Genomic DNA, 16,894 nt, shown 5'->3' on the forward strand with positions numbered 1-16,894 from the left:
GAATTGAGAGGTCCGAATGAACCTGTTTTAGAGGTGAAAAATCTATGTTCATATATCCCCACATCCAGGGGAGTCATCAAACCAGTAAATAATATCTCATTTTCCATCGGAGCAGGTGAAATTGTTGCTTTGGTTGGGGAATCAGGAAGCGGCAAAAGTGTAACGGCATTGTCCATTATGGGGTTGAATTCACCGTCAATTATTAAATATGAGAAGGATAGCGTGATTTCCTTTAAAGGTGAGAATTTGCTGAAGATGAAAAAAAGGCAGATGAAAAAGATTCGAGGAAATGAGATTTCGATGATCTTTCAGGATCCGATGTCATCGTTAAATCCATTGCATCCAATTGGAAAACAAATTGCCGAGCCGATTCAGCTTCATCAGGGTGTCAGCTATCAGAAAGCAAAGGAAATTGTCGTCAATTTGCTAGCGAAGGTCGGAATTCCTAATCCGGAAAATCGGCTGAATGATTATCCCCATCAATTGTCCGGGGGAATGCGGCAGCGGATTATGATTGCAATGGCATTAGCCTGTAATCCATCACTGCTGATTGCCGATGAACCTACAACAGCGCTTGATGTAACGATCCAGGCGCAGATCCTGAATGTGATGAGAGATTTGCAAAAGGATACGGGCATTTCCATCCTGATTATTACGCATGATTTAGGCGTTGTGGCGGAAATGGCTGATCGCGTTCTTGTCATGTATTGCGGGGAAATTGTCGAAGAGGGAGATGTCTATTCACTGTTCAAAAATCCCCAGCATCCGTATACAAAGGGATTACTAGCAAGCGTCCCAAAACTCAGGGGGGCATCGGAAAAGCTTCTTCACACGATTCCAGGCGCTGTGCCGAATCCACTTGAACTGCCGAAGGGCTGTAATTTTTCCGGGCGGTGCAGTTATGCCACGGAAAAATGTCTCACTGAGGCTCCAAACCTGGTGGAGACAGGGAAAGACCGAAGAGCAGCCTGCTGGCATATTGTAGATTTGCAAACGGAAGAGGTGACTGTACATGCCTGAACCATTGATATCGATTAAAGACGTCAAAAAACACTATCCAATTGGAAGCGGTTTATTTAGCAAAAAAGGAAAATGGTTAAAGGCCGTGGATGGTATAAGTCTTGATGTCCACCGTGGCGAGACAGTTGGTCTGGTTGGAGAATCAGGCTGCGGAAAATCGACACTTGGCAGAATGGTTGTCGGGCTTTTGGAGCCGACTTCAGGTGAAGTGGTATTTGAAGGAAATTCGCTTTTATCCAGAGGACGTAATAAGCGTGATTTGGGAAAAAAAATTCAAATGGTCTTTCAGGACCCATATTCTTCGCTCAACCCAAGAATGAATGTGGCCAACATTATTGCGGAACCATTAGTGCTTCATAAAATTGGTACCAGCAGTGAGAGGAAGAAACGTGTGGATGAGCTGCTTGAAAAGGTAGGGCTGACAGCGGCTCATGGAAGCCGCTATCCGGAAGAGTTCTCTGGCGGCCAGCGTCAACGAATCGGCATTGCCAGAGCGTTGGCCCTTAATCCAAGTTTGATCGTTTGCGATGAACCAGTTTCAGCATTAGATGTGTCGATTCAAGCTCAAATCTTAAATCTATTAAAAGAAATCCAGGAAGATATGGGTCTCTCCTATATATTCATTGCCCACGGACTGCAAGCAGTTAAGCATATTAGTGATCGGATTGTGGTGATGTATTTAGGAAAGATCATGGAAATCTCAGAAACAGATCAGCTCTTTGAACAGCCGCTCCATCCTTATACAGAGGCTTTAATATCTGCGGTTCCAGAGCCTGATCCAACTGTTCGGAACCGTGAACGCATTTTGTTAAGCGGAGATCTTCCGAATCCGGCGAATCCCCCGGTAGGCTGCAGATTTTCTACTCGGTGCCCGCTTGCGGATGAGCGCTGCAGGCGTGAAGAGCCTCCGCTTGAACAGATCTCCGAGGGTAGATGGGTTGCTTGTTTTTATCATGGGTGATTCATAGTTTTAGATATAAAAAGATTGAAAGTAATTATGTATACGAAAGGGATGTGTTCCTTGAATAGTGGAAAGCCATTACACGAGTACCTAAGAAACCATGCAAATGTGAACCCAAATAAACCAGCCGTCATCTTTTATGGAAGAACGCTGACATATGAGGAACTTGATGAGCTCTCGGATCGTTTTGCCCATTATCTGTATTCACAAGGGATTCGCAAGGGAGATAAAGTAGCTCTGTTTTTGCCAAACTGCCCGCAATATATCATTTGCCATTTTGGAATCCAAAAGATTGGTGCGATTGTAGGGCCATGTAATCCGATGTTCAAGGAATGGGAGCTGGAATATGAAGTCAATGACCTTGGGGCAAAAGCCATTGTGACTCTGGATCAATTGTATCCAATCGTCGAAAAGGCAAAGTCAAATACCACTCTCCAATTGGTGATTACAACTAGCTACATAGACTTCCTCCCGGAGAAACCGATTCCTGGGTTCCCTGAGGAACTGCAGGAAAAGAAATATTATCCTGATGCAACTGATTTAAGCAACATCCTTCGTACATGGAGTGCAGATTGTCCAAATGTCGATTTAGATATTGATGAAGATGTATGCCTTATTGTCTACACATCCGGTTCGACTGGTCTGCCAAAAGGTGCGATGCTCACTTACCGAAACGCACTTTACAAATCTCAAGGTGTTGCAGAAGCAAGGGGATTTAATGCAGATGATATTGCCTTATCAATTATGCCAATCTGCCATATTGCGGGCATGTTGTTTATGAATGTAAGTTTTTACACAGGCGGAACAATCGTTCTGCTTAATCGATTTACACCTGAAGCCACGATGGATGTCATCGAACGGCATCGAGTAACGGTCGCGCAAACTGTTGTACCAATGAATGTGGCCATAATAAATCATCCTCATGCAGCCCAAGTCGATTTCAGTTCTCTAAGGGTCAATTCCTGTACCAGCTTTGGGATCCAATTGACAGAAGAAATCTCAAATCAATGGAAGGCGCTGACAGGAAGCAAATTATTTGAATCTGCTTATGGCTTAAGCGAAACGCACACAGGAGATTCGTTGATGTCACCAGAAGCTATTAAATTCGGGACGACTGGAAAACCAATTCCAGGAACGAAGATTAAAATTCTTTCCCTAGATGAACCGCGTCGAGAACTTCCAATCGGTGAACAGGGCGAAATTGTGGTCAACAGTCCTGGAGTATTTAAAGGCTATTTGAATAAACCCGAAGCAACCGCCAAAACACTGCGTGAGGGCTGGGTGTATACCGGGGATATCGGCAAGTTTGATGAAGATGGTTATCTTTACTTTTTAGGGCGTATCAAAGAAATGATTAAATGTTCCGGTTATAGTGTGTTTCCGGAGGATGTCGAAATTTTATTGAACAAACATTCGGCTGTTTCTGAGTCCGCTGTAATCGGTGTACCAGACCCAATCCGCGGTGAGACCGTTAAAGCATTCGTTGTCCTTCGTCCAGACTATGAAAACAGCATAACTCCGGAAGAGCTCATCCAATGGAGCAAAGAAAAAATGGCGGCTTACAAGTACCCCCGTCATATTGAATTCCGTGAATCCCTGCCAAAAACAGGGACGGGAAAATTGCTGCGAAGAGTACTCGCAGACGAAGAAAAAGCGAAAGTAAAGATTAATTAAGAAAGAATAATTTCTACAGTAGAAATTTGACATAAATTAGAATGGTTTCGGCCAAGGAGGTTATCAATGGTGGAAAAACTAATCGATTCTACTCATAAGGAGGAGAAGAACAAGATGTCATGGGAACCAGAAATAAAAGAACTGCGGCGCCGTGAAGAGCTTGCCCGCCAGATGGGCGGCGAAGAGCGTGTCGCGAAACATAAAGCACAAGGGAAATTGACAGTACGTGAAAGAATTGATAGTTTGCTTGATTCTGGTTCATTCCATGAAACCGGAGCGATAGCCGGTAAAGGCAAATATGATGAGAATGGCAATTTAACAGACTTTACACCAGCGAATTTTCTCGTGGGCACCGGAAGGATCAATGGCCGGAAGGTGGTTGTCGGTGCAGATGACTTCACCGTAAGAGGGGGCGCAGCAGATGGAGCTATCCGCGGCAAACAGGTTTATGCGGAACGTCTGGCCCATGATCTGCAGCTGCCGATTATTCGGCTGGTAGACGGAACCGGGGGCGGGGGCAGTGTGAAGTTCCTGGATATGGAGGGTCATACCTATGTTCCTGTTAATCCTGCCTGGGATTTGGTCGTAGGCAACATGGAGCGCGTGCCAGTTGTAGCTGCCTGCTTAGGCTCAGTTGCCGGACTCGGAGCAGCTAGGGTTGCCGCATCACACTTTTCGGTGATGGTGGAGGAAACATCCCAGTTATTCGTTGCCGGCCCGCCAGTTGTCAAATATGGCATGGGACAGGATTTAACGAAGGAAGAACTTGGCGGTGTACAAGTTCATCGTACCAGCGGTGCTATTGACAATATAGCGAAGTCTGAGGAAGATGCATTCGAACAAATCCGTACGTTCTTATCCTATTTGCCATCTAGTGTTTGGCAGCTCCCGCCGGTTCTGCCATCAAATGATGACCCAGAACGCCGGGAGGAGCGGTTAATTTCCGTGATTCCGAAAAATCGCCGGGTTCCTTATAAAATCCGTGAAATCTTACCAATGATTTTTGATAAGGATACCATTTTTGAAATGGGACGGTATTACGGTGGTGGTACTCTCACTTGTTTCGCGCGACTTGATGGATATCCGGTTGGAGTAATGGCCAACGATCAGTTTGTCAATGGAGGCGGATTGACCGCCGAAAGCTCAGAAAAAATAGAACGATTCGTCGACCTTTGTCAAACCTTCCATTTACCAATTGTGAACTTAGTCGATCAGCCAGGCATGATAATCGGACTTCCTTCTGAGAAGAAAGGAACGATTCGCAAAGGGGTCCGCGCTATTTCAGCCATCTATCAGGCTACTGTTCCGATGATGGAAATTATCCTCCGAAGAGTATTTGGTGTCGGCGGGGCAGGAATGTCCAATGGACACGGATTAAACTTAAGATACGCTTGGCCTTCCGGTGATTGGGGATCACTCCCTGTTGAGGGCGGTGTCCATGTAGCCTATCGCCGCGAGCTTGAAGCAAGCGATAATCCTGAAGCTTTACTAAAGGAATTATTAGAACGAATGGAATCCGTACGATCCCCGCTTCGAACAGCTGAAGCCTTTGGCGTGGAGGAAATTATCGACCCTAGAGACACCCGTCCCTTGCTCTGTGAATGGGTCCGGGATGCCTACGAGCTGCTTCCGCAGCAATTGGGTCCTTCCAGTCACGGAATGAGACCATAATTTATAAATAGAAAGATGGGATAATGGAGGTGGTTTGAGGAGATGAATCAGAGAGAATTATTAAATGAATTATCTTCCCGTGAGGAAGTGGTGCCCAAATGTCTTGAGTATTGGGCAGAAACAGCAGGGGAGAATACCTTTATTTATTACGGGGAATCCGATAAAAAAATTTCGTATCAAAAATTTAATCAGATTGCCAATAGCATTGGCCATTCTTTAAAAGCCAGGGGAGTCCAAAAGGGGGATCGGATCTCGGTCTTTTTAAGAAACCCTCTTGTTACTACCATGGTGATGTTTGGAATTTGGAAATGCGGGGCTGTTTTCAGCCCCATAAATTTTAACTACCGCGGAAGACTGCTCAGTTATCAGTTAAACGATACCCAGCCAAAAGTACTTTTTACCGAGCGTTCAATGGTACCAATTTTAAACGAAATTGCTTCAGAAGTGGAACAGTTGTCAACCGTTGTCTTTAATCCCCAAGAAGGCGATCACGATTATATAGCGGAAATGGCGGATATCCCATTAAATCTGGTTTTTAATGAAATTTCCTTTGATCGGATGCTGCAGGCTGAAACACATAATCTCAATATCGAGTTAAACTATTATGACATCGCCAATATCATTTATACATCCGGAACAACTGGACCGGCTAAAGGAGTCGTTCAGTCCCATCGATGGGTGAATGGCTATACATTAAGATTACGCTCTTGTTTGACGCAAGAGGATGTTGTTTATAACGATCTTCCGTTGTATCACGTCGGCGGTGCATTTGCCAATATTGCCAGAGCCTGTTATGCAGGATGTACGGTCGCGATCTGGGATAAATTCAGCCCTAATCAATTCTGGACAAGAGTTGAAAAATCAGGGGCAAGTGTAGCAATTTTACTTGATGTCATGATCCCTTGGCTAATGAATGCAAAACCTTCAGAAAACGACAGGTTCAATACCCTCAATAAAGTACACATGCAGCCGCTGCCAAAATATCACAATGAGGTGGCCAAACGATTCGGGTTTGATATCGTCACAGCCGGGTTTGGACAGACGGAAGCCGGAGCGCCTATGTCGAGCATTATCTTGGAAACAGAAGAGGGTGAAGGTACCCCAATGCACCTTTATAAAGGGCTTTCAAGAAAGGAGATTATTGCGAATTGCGAAAAGGAGCAAGTTCCGATTATTGACGGCAAAAAAGAATTAAATAAAGGGTTCATGGGGAAACCCAACCAATATTTTGATGTCATTGTTTTGAATGAAAAAGATGAGGAGGTTCCTGTCGGGCAAGTAGGACAAATTGCCTTCCGCCCGCGTCTGCCGCATCTTGTCTTGTCCGAATATTACAACAAGCCTGAATCGACCAAAAAAGCTTTTCAAAATCTTTGGTTCCACAGCGGAGATGCCGCATATCTAGGTGAAGACGGCTTTTACTACTTCGTTGACCGCCTTGGAGGCGTGATTCGCTGCCGTGGAGAAAAAATATCTTCCTACCAATTAGAGGATATCATTAATAGCCATCCTGATATTGAATTGTGTGCCGCCTTTCCTGTACCGGCTGAAGTCGGTGATGAAGATGACGTCGCTATTTATGTGGTGAAGAAAAATGGCGCAGAAATCGATGAAGAAGAATTAAGGATCTGGGTGAAGGATAAAATGCCGAAATATATGTGGCCGAAGCATATCCGCTTTACCCTGGACATTCCAAGGACACCGACAAACAAAATTGAAAAATATAAATTACGCCAAGAATTAATGACGGAACTGGAAAAGGAAAAAGAAACAGTATAAAGAAACATAAAAAAGCATCAATTGATGCTTTTTTATTATGGACTCACTCGCTCTTTAAAATCCGTATTTAAATTCGTTACTATCTGTTCATTCTGTGCCGGATTTTTAACCTTCAAAGTTAAGATAATTCCAACAGCCAAGCAAATGGTTGAAAAAATAAACGCTGTTTTAAAGCCTCCCAAATCTTCAATCAACCAGCCTGCGATGGTGGGTCCGACCAATTGGCCGACAGCGAAATAGAATGTGACATAACTAAACGCAATTGGCATCTCAGAAGGCTTAACATAGTCCATACTCGCTGCCTGCGTTAAGGTAAAAAGACCGGTGGAGGTGCAGCTCATAATAACAATATGAAGTGTGAAGCCAAGCTGTGTAGGAAAGAGTACAGTAAGGAGCATCGAGAGCATGGTCAATCCCATTGTCAGGATTAACGATTTTCTCCGGCCGAACCTGTCAGAAACAAATCCCCAAAACGGACCGCCGAAGATTGATAATACCCCGTTTAAAGCCATTAGCTGTCCTGCAAACTTGACGCTTAGTCCCGAATCTATCATATAACTCATAATAAAAATAACCTGAACAATATAGGTAAGCCCTACGACACCGTAAATCAAGCCAATATTAATTATTTTTGGATTTTTATAGATTTCCTTTGCCGGTGTCTTTTGCTGCTGATGCTCAGATACAGGCTCTGCAGGAGGGTTTTTTATGAAAATCATCGTTAATATGACAACCATAAGGCCGATTGCCGCATAAATCCCCCATGCCCATCTCCAGCCGGATTCGCCATTAATACTGCTAAGATAGGGAACAATCATACCGGCAAAAAGAATACCGATTCCCGCTCCACTAGTTGTTAAACCAATGACAACTCCTTTTTTCTGTGGAAACCAGGCAACGAGCAAAGTGATCAAGGGAGTAAAGGTAAACGAAGTACCAATCCCCAATAAAAGCATAAACAAAAAGGCTAACAAATATGAGTTGACTAAAGAAAGCCCTGCGAGTCCTGCTGTAACCAATGAAATACCGAGTAAAACGGTCCTTTTACTGCCCCATTTAGATGCAAGAATGCCAGCGAAAATCAGTGTGCTTAAATACCCAAATGAGGTAGTTGTTCCTAGTAAGCCAGCCTCTTTATATGACAGGTTTAATCCATCCCGCATAAATGGCAGTATCACCCCATATGAAAGTCTTGCAAAAGCTAGTACGACAGCGGTTGTTAACATTCCAATCAGGGCATATGTAAGCAGATTATTTTGGTTCTTTTGCTTCATTTAGTACGCTCCTTTACATTTTTAACAATGTATTGTAGTTTTTATTTTACCATTATTTCGAGTATAGAAGCATTATTATAGATTAAAAATTATAAATTTTCTTAATCTTTACTTCATTTTAATATTACTTCAAATTTTCAAAAAACTCTATTGACTTTTCCTATTTTTCCTAAGATAATCAAAGAAATTATATTAAAAGCAAGGGACTAGTAAATTTTTGGAACGTGCAAGAGAGTGAAACCCTAAAGGCTGGAAGGTTTCTCACGGGAAGAGGTTGAACCTGCCCTAATGAATGCTGCTTATGCAAACATAAGCCGTCTAGTCCGCGTTAAGGTTTCAAGTGGGTGCATGGCATCAAATAAGGTGGTACCGCGGAAACGATTTTTCCGTCCTTTGTATAAGGGCAGAAGAATCGTTTTTTTATTTTTTCAAAAAGAAGGGTTTAAAAATGAAGAAACAATTAGTGGTAGTGAAAATTGGCAGCAGTTCTTTGACGACTCCGACTGGGACAATTTCCGAAGAAAAAATGCGCGATCATGTGGAAGCACTTGCCCTATTAAAAAAACAAGGGCATGATGTCATCCTTATTTCATCAGGTTCAATTGCGGCCGGTTTTGGTTCTCTAGGTTATCCTGCACGTCCGAAAACAGTTGCGGGCAAGCAGGCAGCCGCTGCTGTTGGGCAGGGCCTGTTAATGCAGCAATACAACCAGATGTTTCAACAGTTTCAGATTGTACCCGCACAAATGTTATTAACTAGGGAGGATTTTTACAGCAAGGTCCGGTTTCAAAACTTATTTTCCACAATGACTGAACTGCTTCACCGAGGGATGCTGCCAATCATCAATGAAAATGATTCGGTATCTATTGATGAGCTGACATTTGGTGACAATGATATGCTTTCCGCGCTGGTCAGCGGGTTTCTTCATGCCAATGCCCTGATTATTTTAACGGATGTAAATGGTATATATGACGGGAATCCGAAAGTCTCAAAGGATGCCAAGAAATATCATTTCATCCCTGAGGTATCGGAGAAAATGCTTGAAGCGGCAGGCGGGAGCGGTTCTTCTTTGGGGACTGGCGGGATGAAATCCAAGCTTCTGGCTGCAAAAAAAGCATTATCGCTTGGTGTTAGTGTGTTTGTCGGAACTGGTTCGGGGCCGGAAAAATTGTTAGACATTCTAGCTGGCAAAGGGGATGGAACGTATCTCGGCGGACCATTCCAAACACAAATGCAAATGAGAAAACAATGGATTGCCTATCATTCACAGGTTGGCGGAATCATTGAAGTGGACGACGGAGCAGAACAAGCAATCGTGCAAAAAGGGAAAAGCCTGCTTCCTGTTGGGGTTACAAACGTCATTGGTGATTTTAACGCTATGGATGTGGTCGAGGTCCGGAACAAAAAGGGGAAAACCATCGGAAAAGGGCAAATTTATTTTTCTTCACATGATTTACAAAAAGTAAAAGGGCTGCCAAGCGAACAATCGAAGATTTTTTCCATCAATAAGCGTGCAGAAGTGATTCATCGTGATAATTGGGTTATTTTACGGGAGGAGTGAATGGAATGAGTGAATTAATCGAAAAGGCAAAGCTGCTAAAGGCTGCCTCAAAGAGATTAGGGATGCTTTCAGCTAGTGAGAAAAATGATGCATTAGGCCAAATGGCTGCTCGCATTGCTGAGGAAAAGGAATGGATTCTTCAGGAAAATGAAAAGGATATTACAGCTGGCAAGGGTAATGGTCTATCTGATTCCCTTTTAGACCGCCTGCTCCTAACTTCTGAGAGAATCGATCAAATCGTTGATGGAATCCGGCAGGTTATTAGTCTCGAGGACCCTATCGGAGAAGTAATCGAATCATGGGAACGGCCAAACGGCTTGCAAATTGAAACAGTCCGTGTTCCACTTGGCGTTATTGGGATGGTTTACGAAGCACGGCCAAATGTAACGGTGGATGCGGCTAGCCTTTGCTTGAAGGCAGGGAACGCTGTCTTGTTGAGAGGAAGTTCATCCGCACTGAATTCAAATAAGGCACTTGTTCATGTCATGCGTGCTGCCTTGACCGAAACAGCGATTCCATCGGATGCCGTGCAGTTATTGGAGGATACCAGCAGGGAAACAGCCTCGCAAATGTTTAGGCTGAATCAGTACTTGGATGTGCTCATCCCGCGCGGCGGGGCCGGCCTTATTCAAACTGTCATTCAAAATGCAACTGTACCCGTGTTGGAAACAGGCGTCGGCAACTGCCATGTATTTATTGATGAAACGGCTGAGCGGGAAATGGCCATCCAGATTGCCATCAATGCAAAATTGCACCGCCCGTCTGTTTGCAACGCAGCAGAAACGATTCTAATTCATGAGAAATGGCCTTATGCTTCTGAATTATTAGACGCTCTTCATGGCCAAGGAGTAGAGCTGCGAGGGGATGAAGTATTGGCGGGAGCAAATGCTTTTGTGAAGCCCGCTGAGGAAAACGATTGGTATACTGAATTTTTAGCTCCAATTGCTGCGGTAAAGCTTGTCGGTGATGTGCGAGAAGCGATTGACCATATTGATCGATATGGAACGAAGCATTCGGAAGTGATCATTAGCAAAAATGATGATAACGTTAGTTTATTTTTCCGGGCCGTTGATGCCGCTGTGCTGTATCATAACGCTTCAACCCGGTTTACCGATGGTGAGCAATTTGGCTATGGCGCTGAAATCGGCATCAGCACGCAAAAGCTGCATGCCCGCGGACCAATGGGGCTTAAAGCCATCACAACATCAAAAGCAATTGTACGCGGAACTGGGCAGATTCGTTCTTAAAACTCCTCAACTTGAGGAGTTTTTTGTTATAATAAAGGTGCAAACATATATTCTGTTTTCTAAAGGCCGGTGATTCCGTGGAAGAAATCCGTATATCAGTTAGAACCCTCGTTGAATATGTCTTTCGCTGCGGAAGCATTGATTCGCGGTTTCGTTCGACATCAACGCTTTTAGAGGGGACGAGAGCCCATCAAAAAATACAAAAGACATATAACGAAGGTGACCAGAAGGAAGTCTACCTTCGTGCCGAGATACCTTTCGAAGGACTTCATTATGTTATTGATGGACGTTGCGATGGGCTGCTTTTCGATGGTGAAGAGGTAACCATCGATGAAATTAAATCATTTTCCCACCCTTTTGATGAACTAGAAGGCGAGGGCTATCCGGTCCACTGGGCACAGGCTAAAATGTATGCCTATATGTACTTGTTGGATCATCAGCTAACCGAAATTGATGTTCAGCTTACATATGTCCAGGTTGATACCGAAGAAAAGAAACATATTAAAAGAAAGTACATGGCAGAGGAACTAGAGCATTTTGTCTTCGACGTTATAAAAAGCTATGCACCCTATGCAAGCTGGCAGACAAAACACCGTTCAAAAAGGAATAAATCCAGTAAAGAGTTATGCTTTCCATTCCCATCTTACCGGGAAGGCCAGCGGAAATTAGCTGGTGCTGTTTACAAAACCATTGCAGAAGGTAAAAATCTGTTCGCCAAAGCTCCCACCGGAATCGGCAAAACCATTTCAACCCTGTTTCCGTCCATAAAGGCCATAGGTGAAGGTCACCTTGATAGGATCTTTTATTTAACAGCTAAAACGATTACCCGAACAACGGCTGAAGAGGCATTCGCACAAATGCGCAGTTGCGGTCTATGCGTGAATAGTGTCACGATTACGGCGAAGGACAAAGTTTGTTTTAAAGACGAAACCAATTGCCAAAAGGAATATTGCGAGTTTGCCAATGGCTATTATGACCGGATTAATGATGCCATTCTCGATATTTTGACGAATGAATACGAAATGACACGCGATGTAATAGAAGCCTATGCCCGAAAACATACAGTCTGTCCATTTGAGTTTTCGATTGATCTTGCCTATGCAGTAGATACCATCATTTGCGACTATAATTATATCTTTGATCCCCAAGTGTCTTTAAAAAGATTGTATGAAGATCAAAAGAAATCCACCGCAATTCTAGTGGACGAGGCCCATAATTTGGTTGACCGCGGCCGGCAAATGTTTTCAGCTTCTATCAATAAAGACATGTTTCTGCAAATAAAACGTGAATTCAAAGAACTGAATAGACCTGTCTATGAAATAGCCACTAAAATAAATGCCTGGTTTATTGCTTTAAAAAAAGTAAATAAGACAGAATTTGTGTTGGAAAAGCTGGATGAACCCTTTTCAGAACTACTGGAAGGATTCGCAGCGGAAGCGGAAAAGGTATTGGCATTAGGAAGCACCCCACCGTTATTAGATGCATACTTTCAAGTTCAATCCTTCCTGAAAATTCTCCACCTACTGGATGAGAATTATATCATCTATGGAGAGAGGAATAAAAACGACGTAATGGTCAAGCTATTTTGCATTGACCCTTCAAACCTACTTAAGCAAATGGGAAAAGGATTTCGCTCCAAAGTATTCTTTTCGGCAACGCTAGAACCAATGTCCTATTATCAGGACATTCTTGGTGGTGAAGTAGAGGACTATAGGCTGTCAGTCAAATCTCCATTTTCCAAGGAACAGTCTGAGGTTTACATTAAACCATTATCTACAAGGTACAACGATCGGGAACAAACGGCTGGTGAAATCGCTACATTAATACATTCATTAACACGAAACCAGCAGGGGAATTATCTAATTTTCTTTCCTTCCTATCAATACATGATGACGGTTTATGAACAGTTTCAACAGTTCAATGAAGAAGCGAAATTACTTCTGCAGTCAACGGGTATGACGGAAGCACAAAAAGAAGAGTTCTTAGCTGAATTTAAACCAGATTTACAGCAAACATTAGTAGGCTTTGCCGTTCTTGGCGGCATTTTTTCCGAAGGTATTGATTTAAAAGGAGACCGGTTGAATGGGGTGGTCGTAGTTGGTGTTGGGCTGCCTCAGCTATGTTTTGAACGGAATCTCATCAAGGATCATTTTTTGAAAAAAAATAAAAATGGCTATGATTATGCCTATGTTATCCCTGGGATGAACAAGGTTTTGCAGGCAGGCGGCCGGCTGATTCGCTCAGAAACGGACCAGGGCACCATCGTCCTTGTTGATGACCGGTTTCTTCAGCGGAAATATCAAGCGCTCATGCCGGAAGAATGGCTTACGTATACGATTATTTAAAGCACTTTTTGCCAGACATGGAAATGGTGCTTTTTTTATTGCGGAATTTTTGCAAATTTGATGACAAAATTAGAATCTTTATCATATAATTAACAAAAAGTTGCACGAGGTAAAAACTTTGAAGGTGGCGCAAGAGTGATGGATGAGCCAAAACTTGTTAAGTTGGTTAATGGTGAAAAGGGAAATATTATAAAAATTACTTCTATAAATCTAGAAGGTGTCATGCGAAGAAGATTATTAGATTTAGGGTTCGTTGTGGGTGCATTGGTTGAGGTTGTTCGGAAAAGTCCGCTCGGCGACCCGATCGCTTTTCGAGTCAGTCAAACGACCATTGCCCTTCGCAAAGAGGAAAGTGCGAAAATTGAAGGGGAGCTGGTTTCCAGTGGGAAATGAATACCGAATTGCTTTGGCCGGTAATCCGAATACTGGTAAAAGCACATTGTTCAATGCCTTGACTGGTCTTAGACAGCATACAGGAAACTGGGCTGGGAAAACCGTCTCAATGGCACAAGGGAGTGTCCCGTTTAAGGATAAAGTGTTTCAATTGGTTGACTTGCCTGGAACGTATTCGCTTTTTTCCAATTCCAAGGATGAAGAAGTGGCAAGAAATTACATCGTCTTTGAAAAGCCGGATGTTACTCTGGTAGTCTTAGATGCCACTTCTCTTGAGAGGAATTTGAATCTCGCCCTGCAAGTATTGGAAATGACCAAGAATGTAATTGTTTGCATTAATTTGATTGATGAAGCAGAAAAACAAGGCATTAAAATTAATGAAAAATTACTGATGAACCGTTTGGGAGTACCCGTTATAAAAATTTCTGCCCGTAATAAAATAGGTTTTCCGCTGCTTTTGGATACAATTGACCGCATTATTACTGGTGCAATTGAATGTCATCCGGCACAAATGAAGTATTCGGATGAAATTGAGGAACAAATTCGAAAAATTGAACCAAAAGTCCGGGAGATGGTTGGCGACCGCATTTCGTCGCGCTGGGTATCATTACGTCTGCTTGATGGGGATGAGGCCCTATTGAATGAATTAAATAAGCGGTTCGTACCAGAAGGGGTGAGGTAAATGGGCATTCAAGAGCTTTATAATGAGGCTCAGCAGCTGTCGACGGCAAAGATGCGGGACGATATCGTGCAGCAGCTTTATGATCGAAGCCATCAATTATGCCGCGAAGGCGTTTCCTATACCAAATCCGATCGAGACCTAAGGACGGAAAAATTGGATGCTATTTTCACCTCACCGATCCTTGGGTTTCCGATTATGATTGCCATGCTTGGTTTGGTTTTTTATATCACGATAGCAGGGGCCAACATACCTTCTGCGATGCTGGCTGAGTTCTTTGGCTCGCTTGAAAAATATATAACTAGCTTTTTTACATTTATTCATGCTCCTGCGTGGGTGAATGGGATACTGGTTCTTGGCTTATATCGCGGCACAACTTGGGTAATCAGTGTCATGCTTCCGCCTATGGCCATTTTCTTTCCAACGTTTGCTTTATTGGAGAATTACGGCTACCTGCCGCGTGTTGCCTTTAATATGGATCGGTTATTTAAAAGAGTTGGGGCTCATGGAAAACAGTCACTTACAATGGCTATGGGCTTCGGCTGTAATGCGGCAGCGGTTATTTCTACGAGAATCATAGAATCTCCTCGCGAACGGATGCTGGCCATCTTAACAAATAATTTTGTCCCTTGTAACGGGCGCTGGGGAACGCTGATTGTTCTGTCCTCATTGTTCATGGCAGCCAGTTATACAGGAGGAGTGAAATCCCTCGTGACAACTGGTGTCCTGATAGGAATTGTTATGTTTGGGGTTATTGTTACCTTTTTTGTCTCTTGGGTTTTATCCAAAACAGCTTTAAAGGGGGTCCCAACTCATTACACACTGGAACTGCCGCCATACCGCAAGCCGAAAATTTTTGATACCGTTATTCGTTCCTCGGTGACTAAATCTTGGTCAGTTTTGGTAAGGGCAGTGAAAGTAGCCGCTCCAGCAGCAATCCTAACCTGGGTTTTTGCCAATATTTATATAGGTGACACCAGCATCTTAATGTACGCCGTTCAGTTTTTAGATCCATTCGGAAAGCTGCTTGGGCTAGATGGCTATATCATGATGGCCTTTATTCTTGGGCTGCCGGCCAATGAAATTGTTTTTCCGATTTTGCTGATGGGCTATTTATCAACGGGTTCCTTAACAGAGGTTGATAGTCTAGTTGCTTTGAAAAAGATTTTAGTGGACCACGGCTGGACCTGGCTGACGGCTTTAAATATGATGTTATTCTCTTTACTGCATTATCCTTGCGGGACGACACTTCTGAATGTCTATAAAGAAACGAAAAGTAAAAAATGGACTTTCCTATCGTTCCTTATTCCAACAGTGATTGCCATTATCGTTCCGTTCGTTATTACACAAACCGTCAGAATGCTTGGCTTAATATAATGCTGTTTAAAATCCATCCTTAATGAGATAATGAATAAGGATGGATTTTTCTATTGGGAGGAATTTACGATGAGTAAAGTTGAAGTAGGCGAAATTTTTACAATCAGTGATGATGAAAATGAAGAGGGGCAGGAAGTTGAAGTTCTTGGTGTCATGACCCTTGAGGGAACCGATTATGTGGCTGTGGGATTTGTAGAGGATATCCTTGAGGCTGGCGAAGAAGATATTGATATCTTTTTCTTAAAGGTCGATGGAGATGGCGATTTTTCAGCCATTGAAAGTGACGAGGAATTTGATAAGGTTGTCGCTGCTTTTGAAGAAATGATGGAAGCGGAAGAAGAAGAGGAATAATTTTGATTTAAAGCCTTGTTAGGAAGTTATCTGTAGTTGATAACGACCTTAACAGGGTTTTATTATTTTGTTCGGTCGATATGAAAGGCTTATAACTCCCGAAGTCAGATTTTTGATGATGGTTCATTCGTTATGAAAGGCTTATAACTGCCAATCTAGAATTTTACGAAACATTCCGGTCTTAAATTCAGTACCAAAGACGTATCTGTTTTTGGAAAATATATGTATGAATAAAAAAATACTTGGCATAATGTTAGGGATAATAAGATTCAAAGGAGAGACAAAATGCCTATTGAAGAAGGTGCCAAGTTTCAAATTTCTCAAGGTGCACAAGGTTTGTTTAACTCCGCAGATTTATTAACGGTCATTTCAAATAATGGCGTAACCGTTCAATTTACACTGGGGGAAGGAAAGGGTTACGGGGCGATGCCGGTTGACCATATGAACTATCTTCTTAAAAGATCAAACCTGACAAAAATTCAAAATAAACGAGCTTTATTGAGTCCAAGCGAAGACACTGAAGAACATATTAGTTAGATGGAGAGGGATAAATAAATCTCTC

Annotated in this window: 14 protein-coding genes; 13 read left to right on the top strand and 1 reads right to left on the bottom strand. The window is 43.0% G+C overall.

Translation table 11 applies throughout. The features are described 5' to 3' along the window. Nucleotides 1-3: 3 nt before the first annotated feature. The 5 genes from ACNQGS_RS02555 to ACNQGS_RS02575 all read left to right on the top strand — a co-directional run bounded on the left by ACNQGS_RS02555 (nucleotide 4) and on the right by ACNQGS_RS02575 (nucleotide 7,105). Nucleotides 4-1,020 carry an ABC transporter ATP-binding protein gene (locus ACNQGS_RS02555; protein WP_491485988.1) on the top strand — a complete coding sequence of 339 codons (1,017 nt, stop codon included), beginning with the start codon at nucleotides 4-6 and terminating at the stop codon, nucleotides 1,018-1,020. Further along, on the top strand, nucleotides 1,013-1,981 hold the full coding sequence (locus ACNQGS_RS02560) for an ABC transporter ATP-binding protein (RefSeq protein ID WP_491485989.1): 969 nt from the start codon (nucleotides 1,013-1,015) through the stop codon (nucleotides 1,979-1,981). The genes ACNQGS_RS02555 and ACNQGS_RS02560 overlap by 8 nt, the downstream gene beginning before the upstream one ends. Nucleotides 1,982-2,041: 60 nt before the next feature. After that, complete coding sequence (locus ACNQGS_RS02565; protein WP_491485990.1) at nucleotides 2,042-3,655, top strand: AMP-binding protein; 1,614 nt, start codon at nucleotides 2,042-2,044, stop codon at nucleotides 3,653-3,655. A gap of 66 nt (nucleotides 3,656-3,721) precedes the next feature. Further along, nucleotides 3,722-5,326, top strand: coding sequence for an acyl-CoA carboxylase subunit beta (locus ACNQGS_RS02570; RefSeq protein ID WP_491485991.1), 1,605 nt, complete (start codon nucleotides 3,722-3,724; stop codon nucleotides 5,324-5,326). Between the two features lie 42 nt (nucleotides 5,327-5,368). Continuing rightward, on the top strand, nucleotides 5,369-7,105 hold the full coding sequence (locus ACNQGS_RS02575) for an AMP-binding protein (protein ID WP_491485992.1): 1,737 nt from the start codon (nucleotides 5,369-5,371) through the stop codon (nucleotides 7,103-7,105). Between the two features lie 35 nt (nucleotides 7,106-7,140). Here the strand turns inward: ACNQGS_RS02575 and ACNQGS_RS02580 are convergent, their stop codons facing one another. Next, nucleotides 7,141-8,379 carry an MFS transporter gene (locus tag ACNQGS_RS02580; RefSeq protein WP_491485993.1) on the bottom strand — a complete coding sequence of 413 codons (1,239 nt, stop codon included), beginning with the start codon at nucleotides 8,377-8,379 and terminating at the stop codon, nucleotides 7,141-7,143. 448 nt (nucleotides 8,380-8,827) lie between these two features. On the opposite strand from ACNQGS_RS02580, the gene proB reads away from it, so the two are divergent. The 8 genes from proB to ACNQGS_RS02620 all read left to right on the top strand — a co-directional run bounded on the left by proB (nucleotide 8,828) and on the right by ACNQGS_RS02620 (nucleotide 16,869). Next, entirely contained in the window at nucleotides 8,828-9,940 is a 1,113-nt protein-coding gene (gene proB / locus ACNQGS_RS02585) for a glutamate 5-kinase (protein WP_491485994.1), read from the top strand. Between the two features lie 5 nt (nucleotides 9,941-9,945). Continuing rightward, on the top strand, nucleotides 9,946-11,187 hold the full coding sequence (locus ACNQGS_RS02590) for a glutamate-5-semialdehyde dehydrogenase (protein ID WP_491485995.1): 1,242 nt from the start codon (nucleotides 9,946-9,948) through the stop codon (nucleotides 11,185-11,187). Nucleotides 11,188-11,264: 77 nt separating this feature from the next. After that, nucleotides 11,265-13,532, top strand: coding sequence for an ATP-dependent DNA helicase (locus ACNQGS_RS02595; protein ID WP_491485996.1), 2,268 nt, complete (start codon nucleotides 11,265-11,267; stop codon nucleotides 13,530-13,532). Nucleotides 13,533-13,670: 138 nt separating this feature from the next. Beyond that, nucleotides 13,671-13,925 (top strand): FeoA family protein, encoded by a 255-nt coding sequence (locus ACNQGS_RS02600; protein ID WP_491485997.1) that lies wholly within the window; start codon nucleotides 13,671-13,673, stop codon nucleotides 13,923-13,925. Continuing rightward, nucleotides 13,915-14,607: a FeoB small GTPase domain-containing protein gene (locus ACNQGS_RS02605; RefSeq protein WP_491485998.1), complete on the top strand. Its 693-nt coding sequence runs from the start codon at nucleotides 13,915-13,917 to the stop codon at nucleotides 14,605-14,607. The genes ACNQGS_RS02600 and ACNQGS_RS02605 overlap by 11 nt, the downstream gene beginning before the upstream one ends. Continuing rightward, nucleotides 14,608-15,981 (top strand): nucleoside recognition domain-containing protein, encoded by a 1,374-nt coding sequence (locus ACNQGS_RS02610; protein WP_491485999.1) that lies wholly within the window; start codon nucleotides 14,608-14,610, stop codon nucleotides 15,979-15,981. Between the two features lie 69 nt (nucleotides 15,982-16,050). Continuing rightward, a complete protein-coding gene (locus ACNQGS_RS02615; RefSeq protein WP_491486000.1) occupies nucleotides 16,051-16,332 on the top strand; it encodes a DUF1292 domain-containing protein in 282 nt (93 codons plus the stop codon). Nucleotides 16,333-16,617: 285 nt separating this feature from the next. Beyond that, nucleotides 16,618-16,869, top strand: a complete 252-nt coding sequence (locus ACNQGS_RS02620; RefSeq protein WP_464494247.1) for a hypothetical protein — start codon at nucleotides 16,618-16,620, stop codon at nucleotides 16,867-16,869. Nucleotides 16,870-16,894: the final 25 nt, after the last annotated feature.

The sequence above is a fragment of the Neobacillus sp. PVCKKU3 genome (assembly GCF_058323225.1).

Coding starts and splice junctions, on each gene's coding strand:
- ACNQGS_RS02560 (WP_491485989.1), top strand. CDS start 1,013: ATGCCTGAACCATTGATATCGATTAAAGACGTCAAAAAACACTATCCA.
- ACNQGS_RS02590 (WP_491485995.1), top strand. CDS start 9,946: ATGAGTGAATTAATCGAAAAGGCAAAGCTGCTAAAGGCTGCCTCAAAG.
- proB (WP_491485994.1), top strand. CDS start 8,828: ATGAAGAAACAATTAGTGGTAGTGAAAATTGGCAGCAGTTCTTTGACG.
- ACNQGS_RS02620 (WP_464494247.1), top strand. CDS start 16,618: ATGCCTATTGAAGAAGGTGCCAAGTTTCAAATTTCTCAAGGTGCACAA.
- ACNQGS_RS02610 (WP_491485999.1), top strand. CDS start 14,608: ATGGGCATTCAAGAGCTTTATAATGAGGCTCAGCAGCTGTCGACGGCA.
- ACNQGS_RS02570 (WP_491485991.1), top strand. CDS start 3,722: ATGGTGGAAAAACTAATCGATTCTACTCATAAGGAGGAGAAGAACAAG.
- ACNQGS_RS02575 (WP_491485992.1), top strand. CDS start 5,369: ATGAATCAGAGAGAATTATTAAATGAATTATCTTCCCGTGAGGAAGTG.
- ACNQGS_RS02600 (WP_491485997.1), top strand. CDS start 13,671: ATGGATGAGCCAAAACTTGTTAAGTTGGTTAATGGTGAAAAGGGAAAT.
- ACNQGS_RS02615 (WP_491486000.1), top strand. CDS start 16,051: ATGAGTAAAGTTGAAGTAGGCGAAATTTTTACAATCAGTGATGATGAA.
- ACNQGS_RS02580 (WP_491485993.1), bottom strand. CDS start 8,379: ATGAAGCAAAAGAACCAAAATAATCTGCTTACATATGCCCTGATTGGA.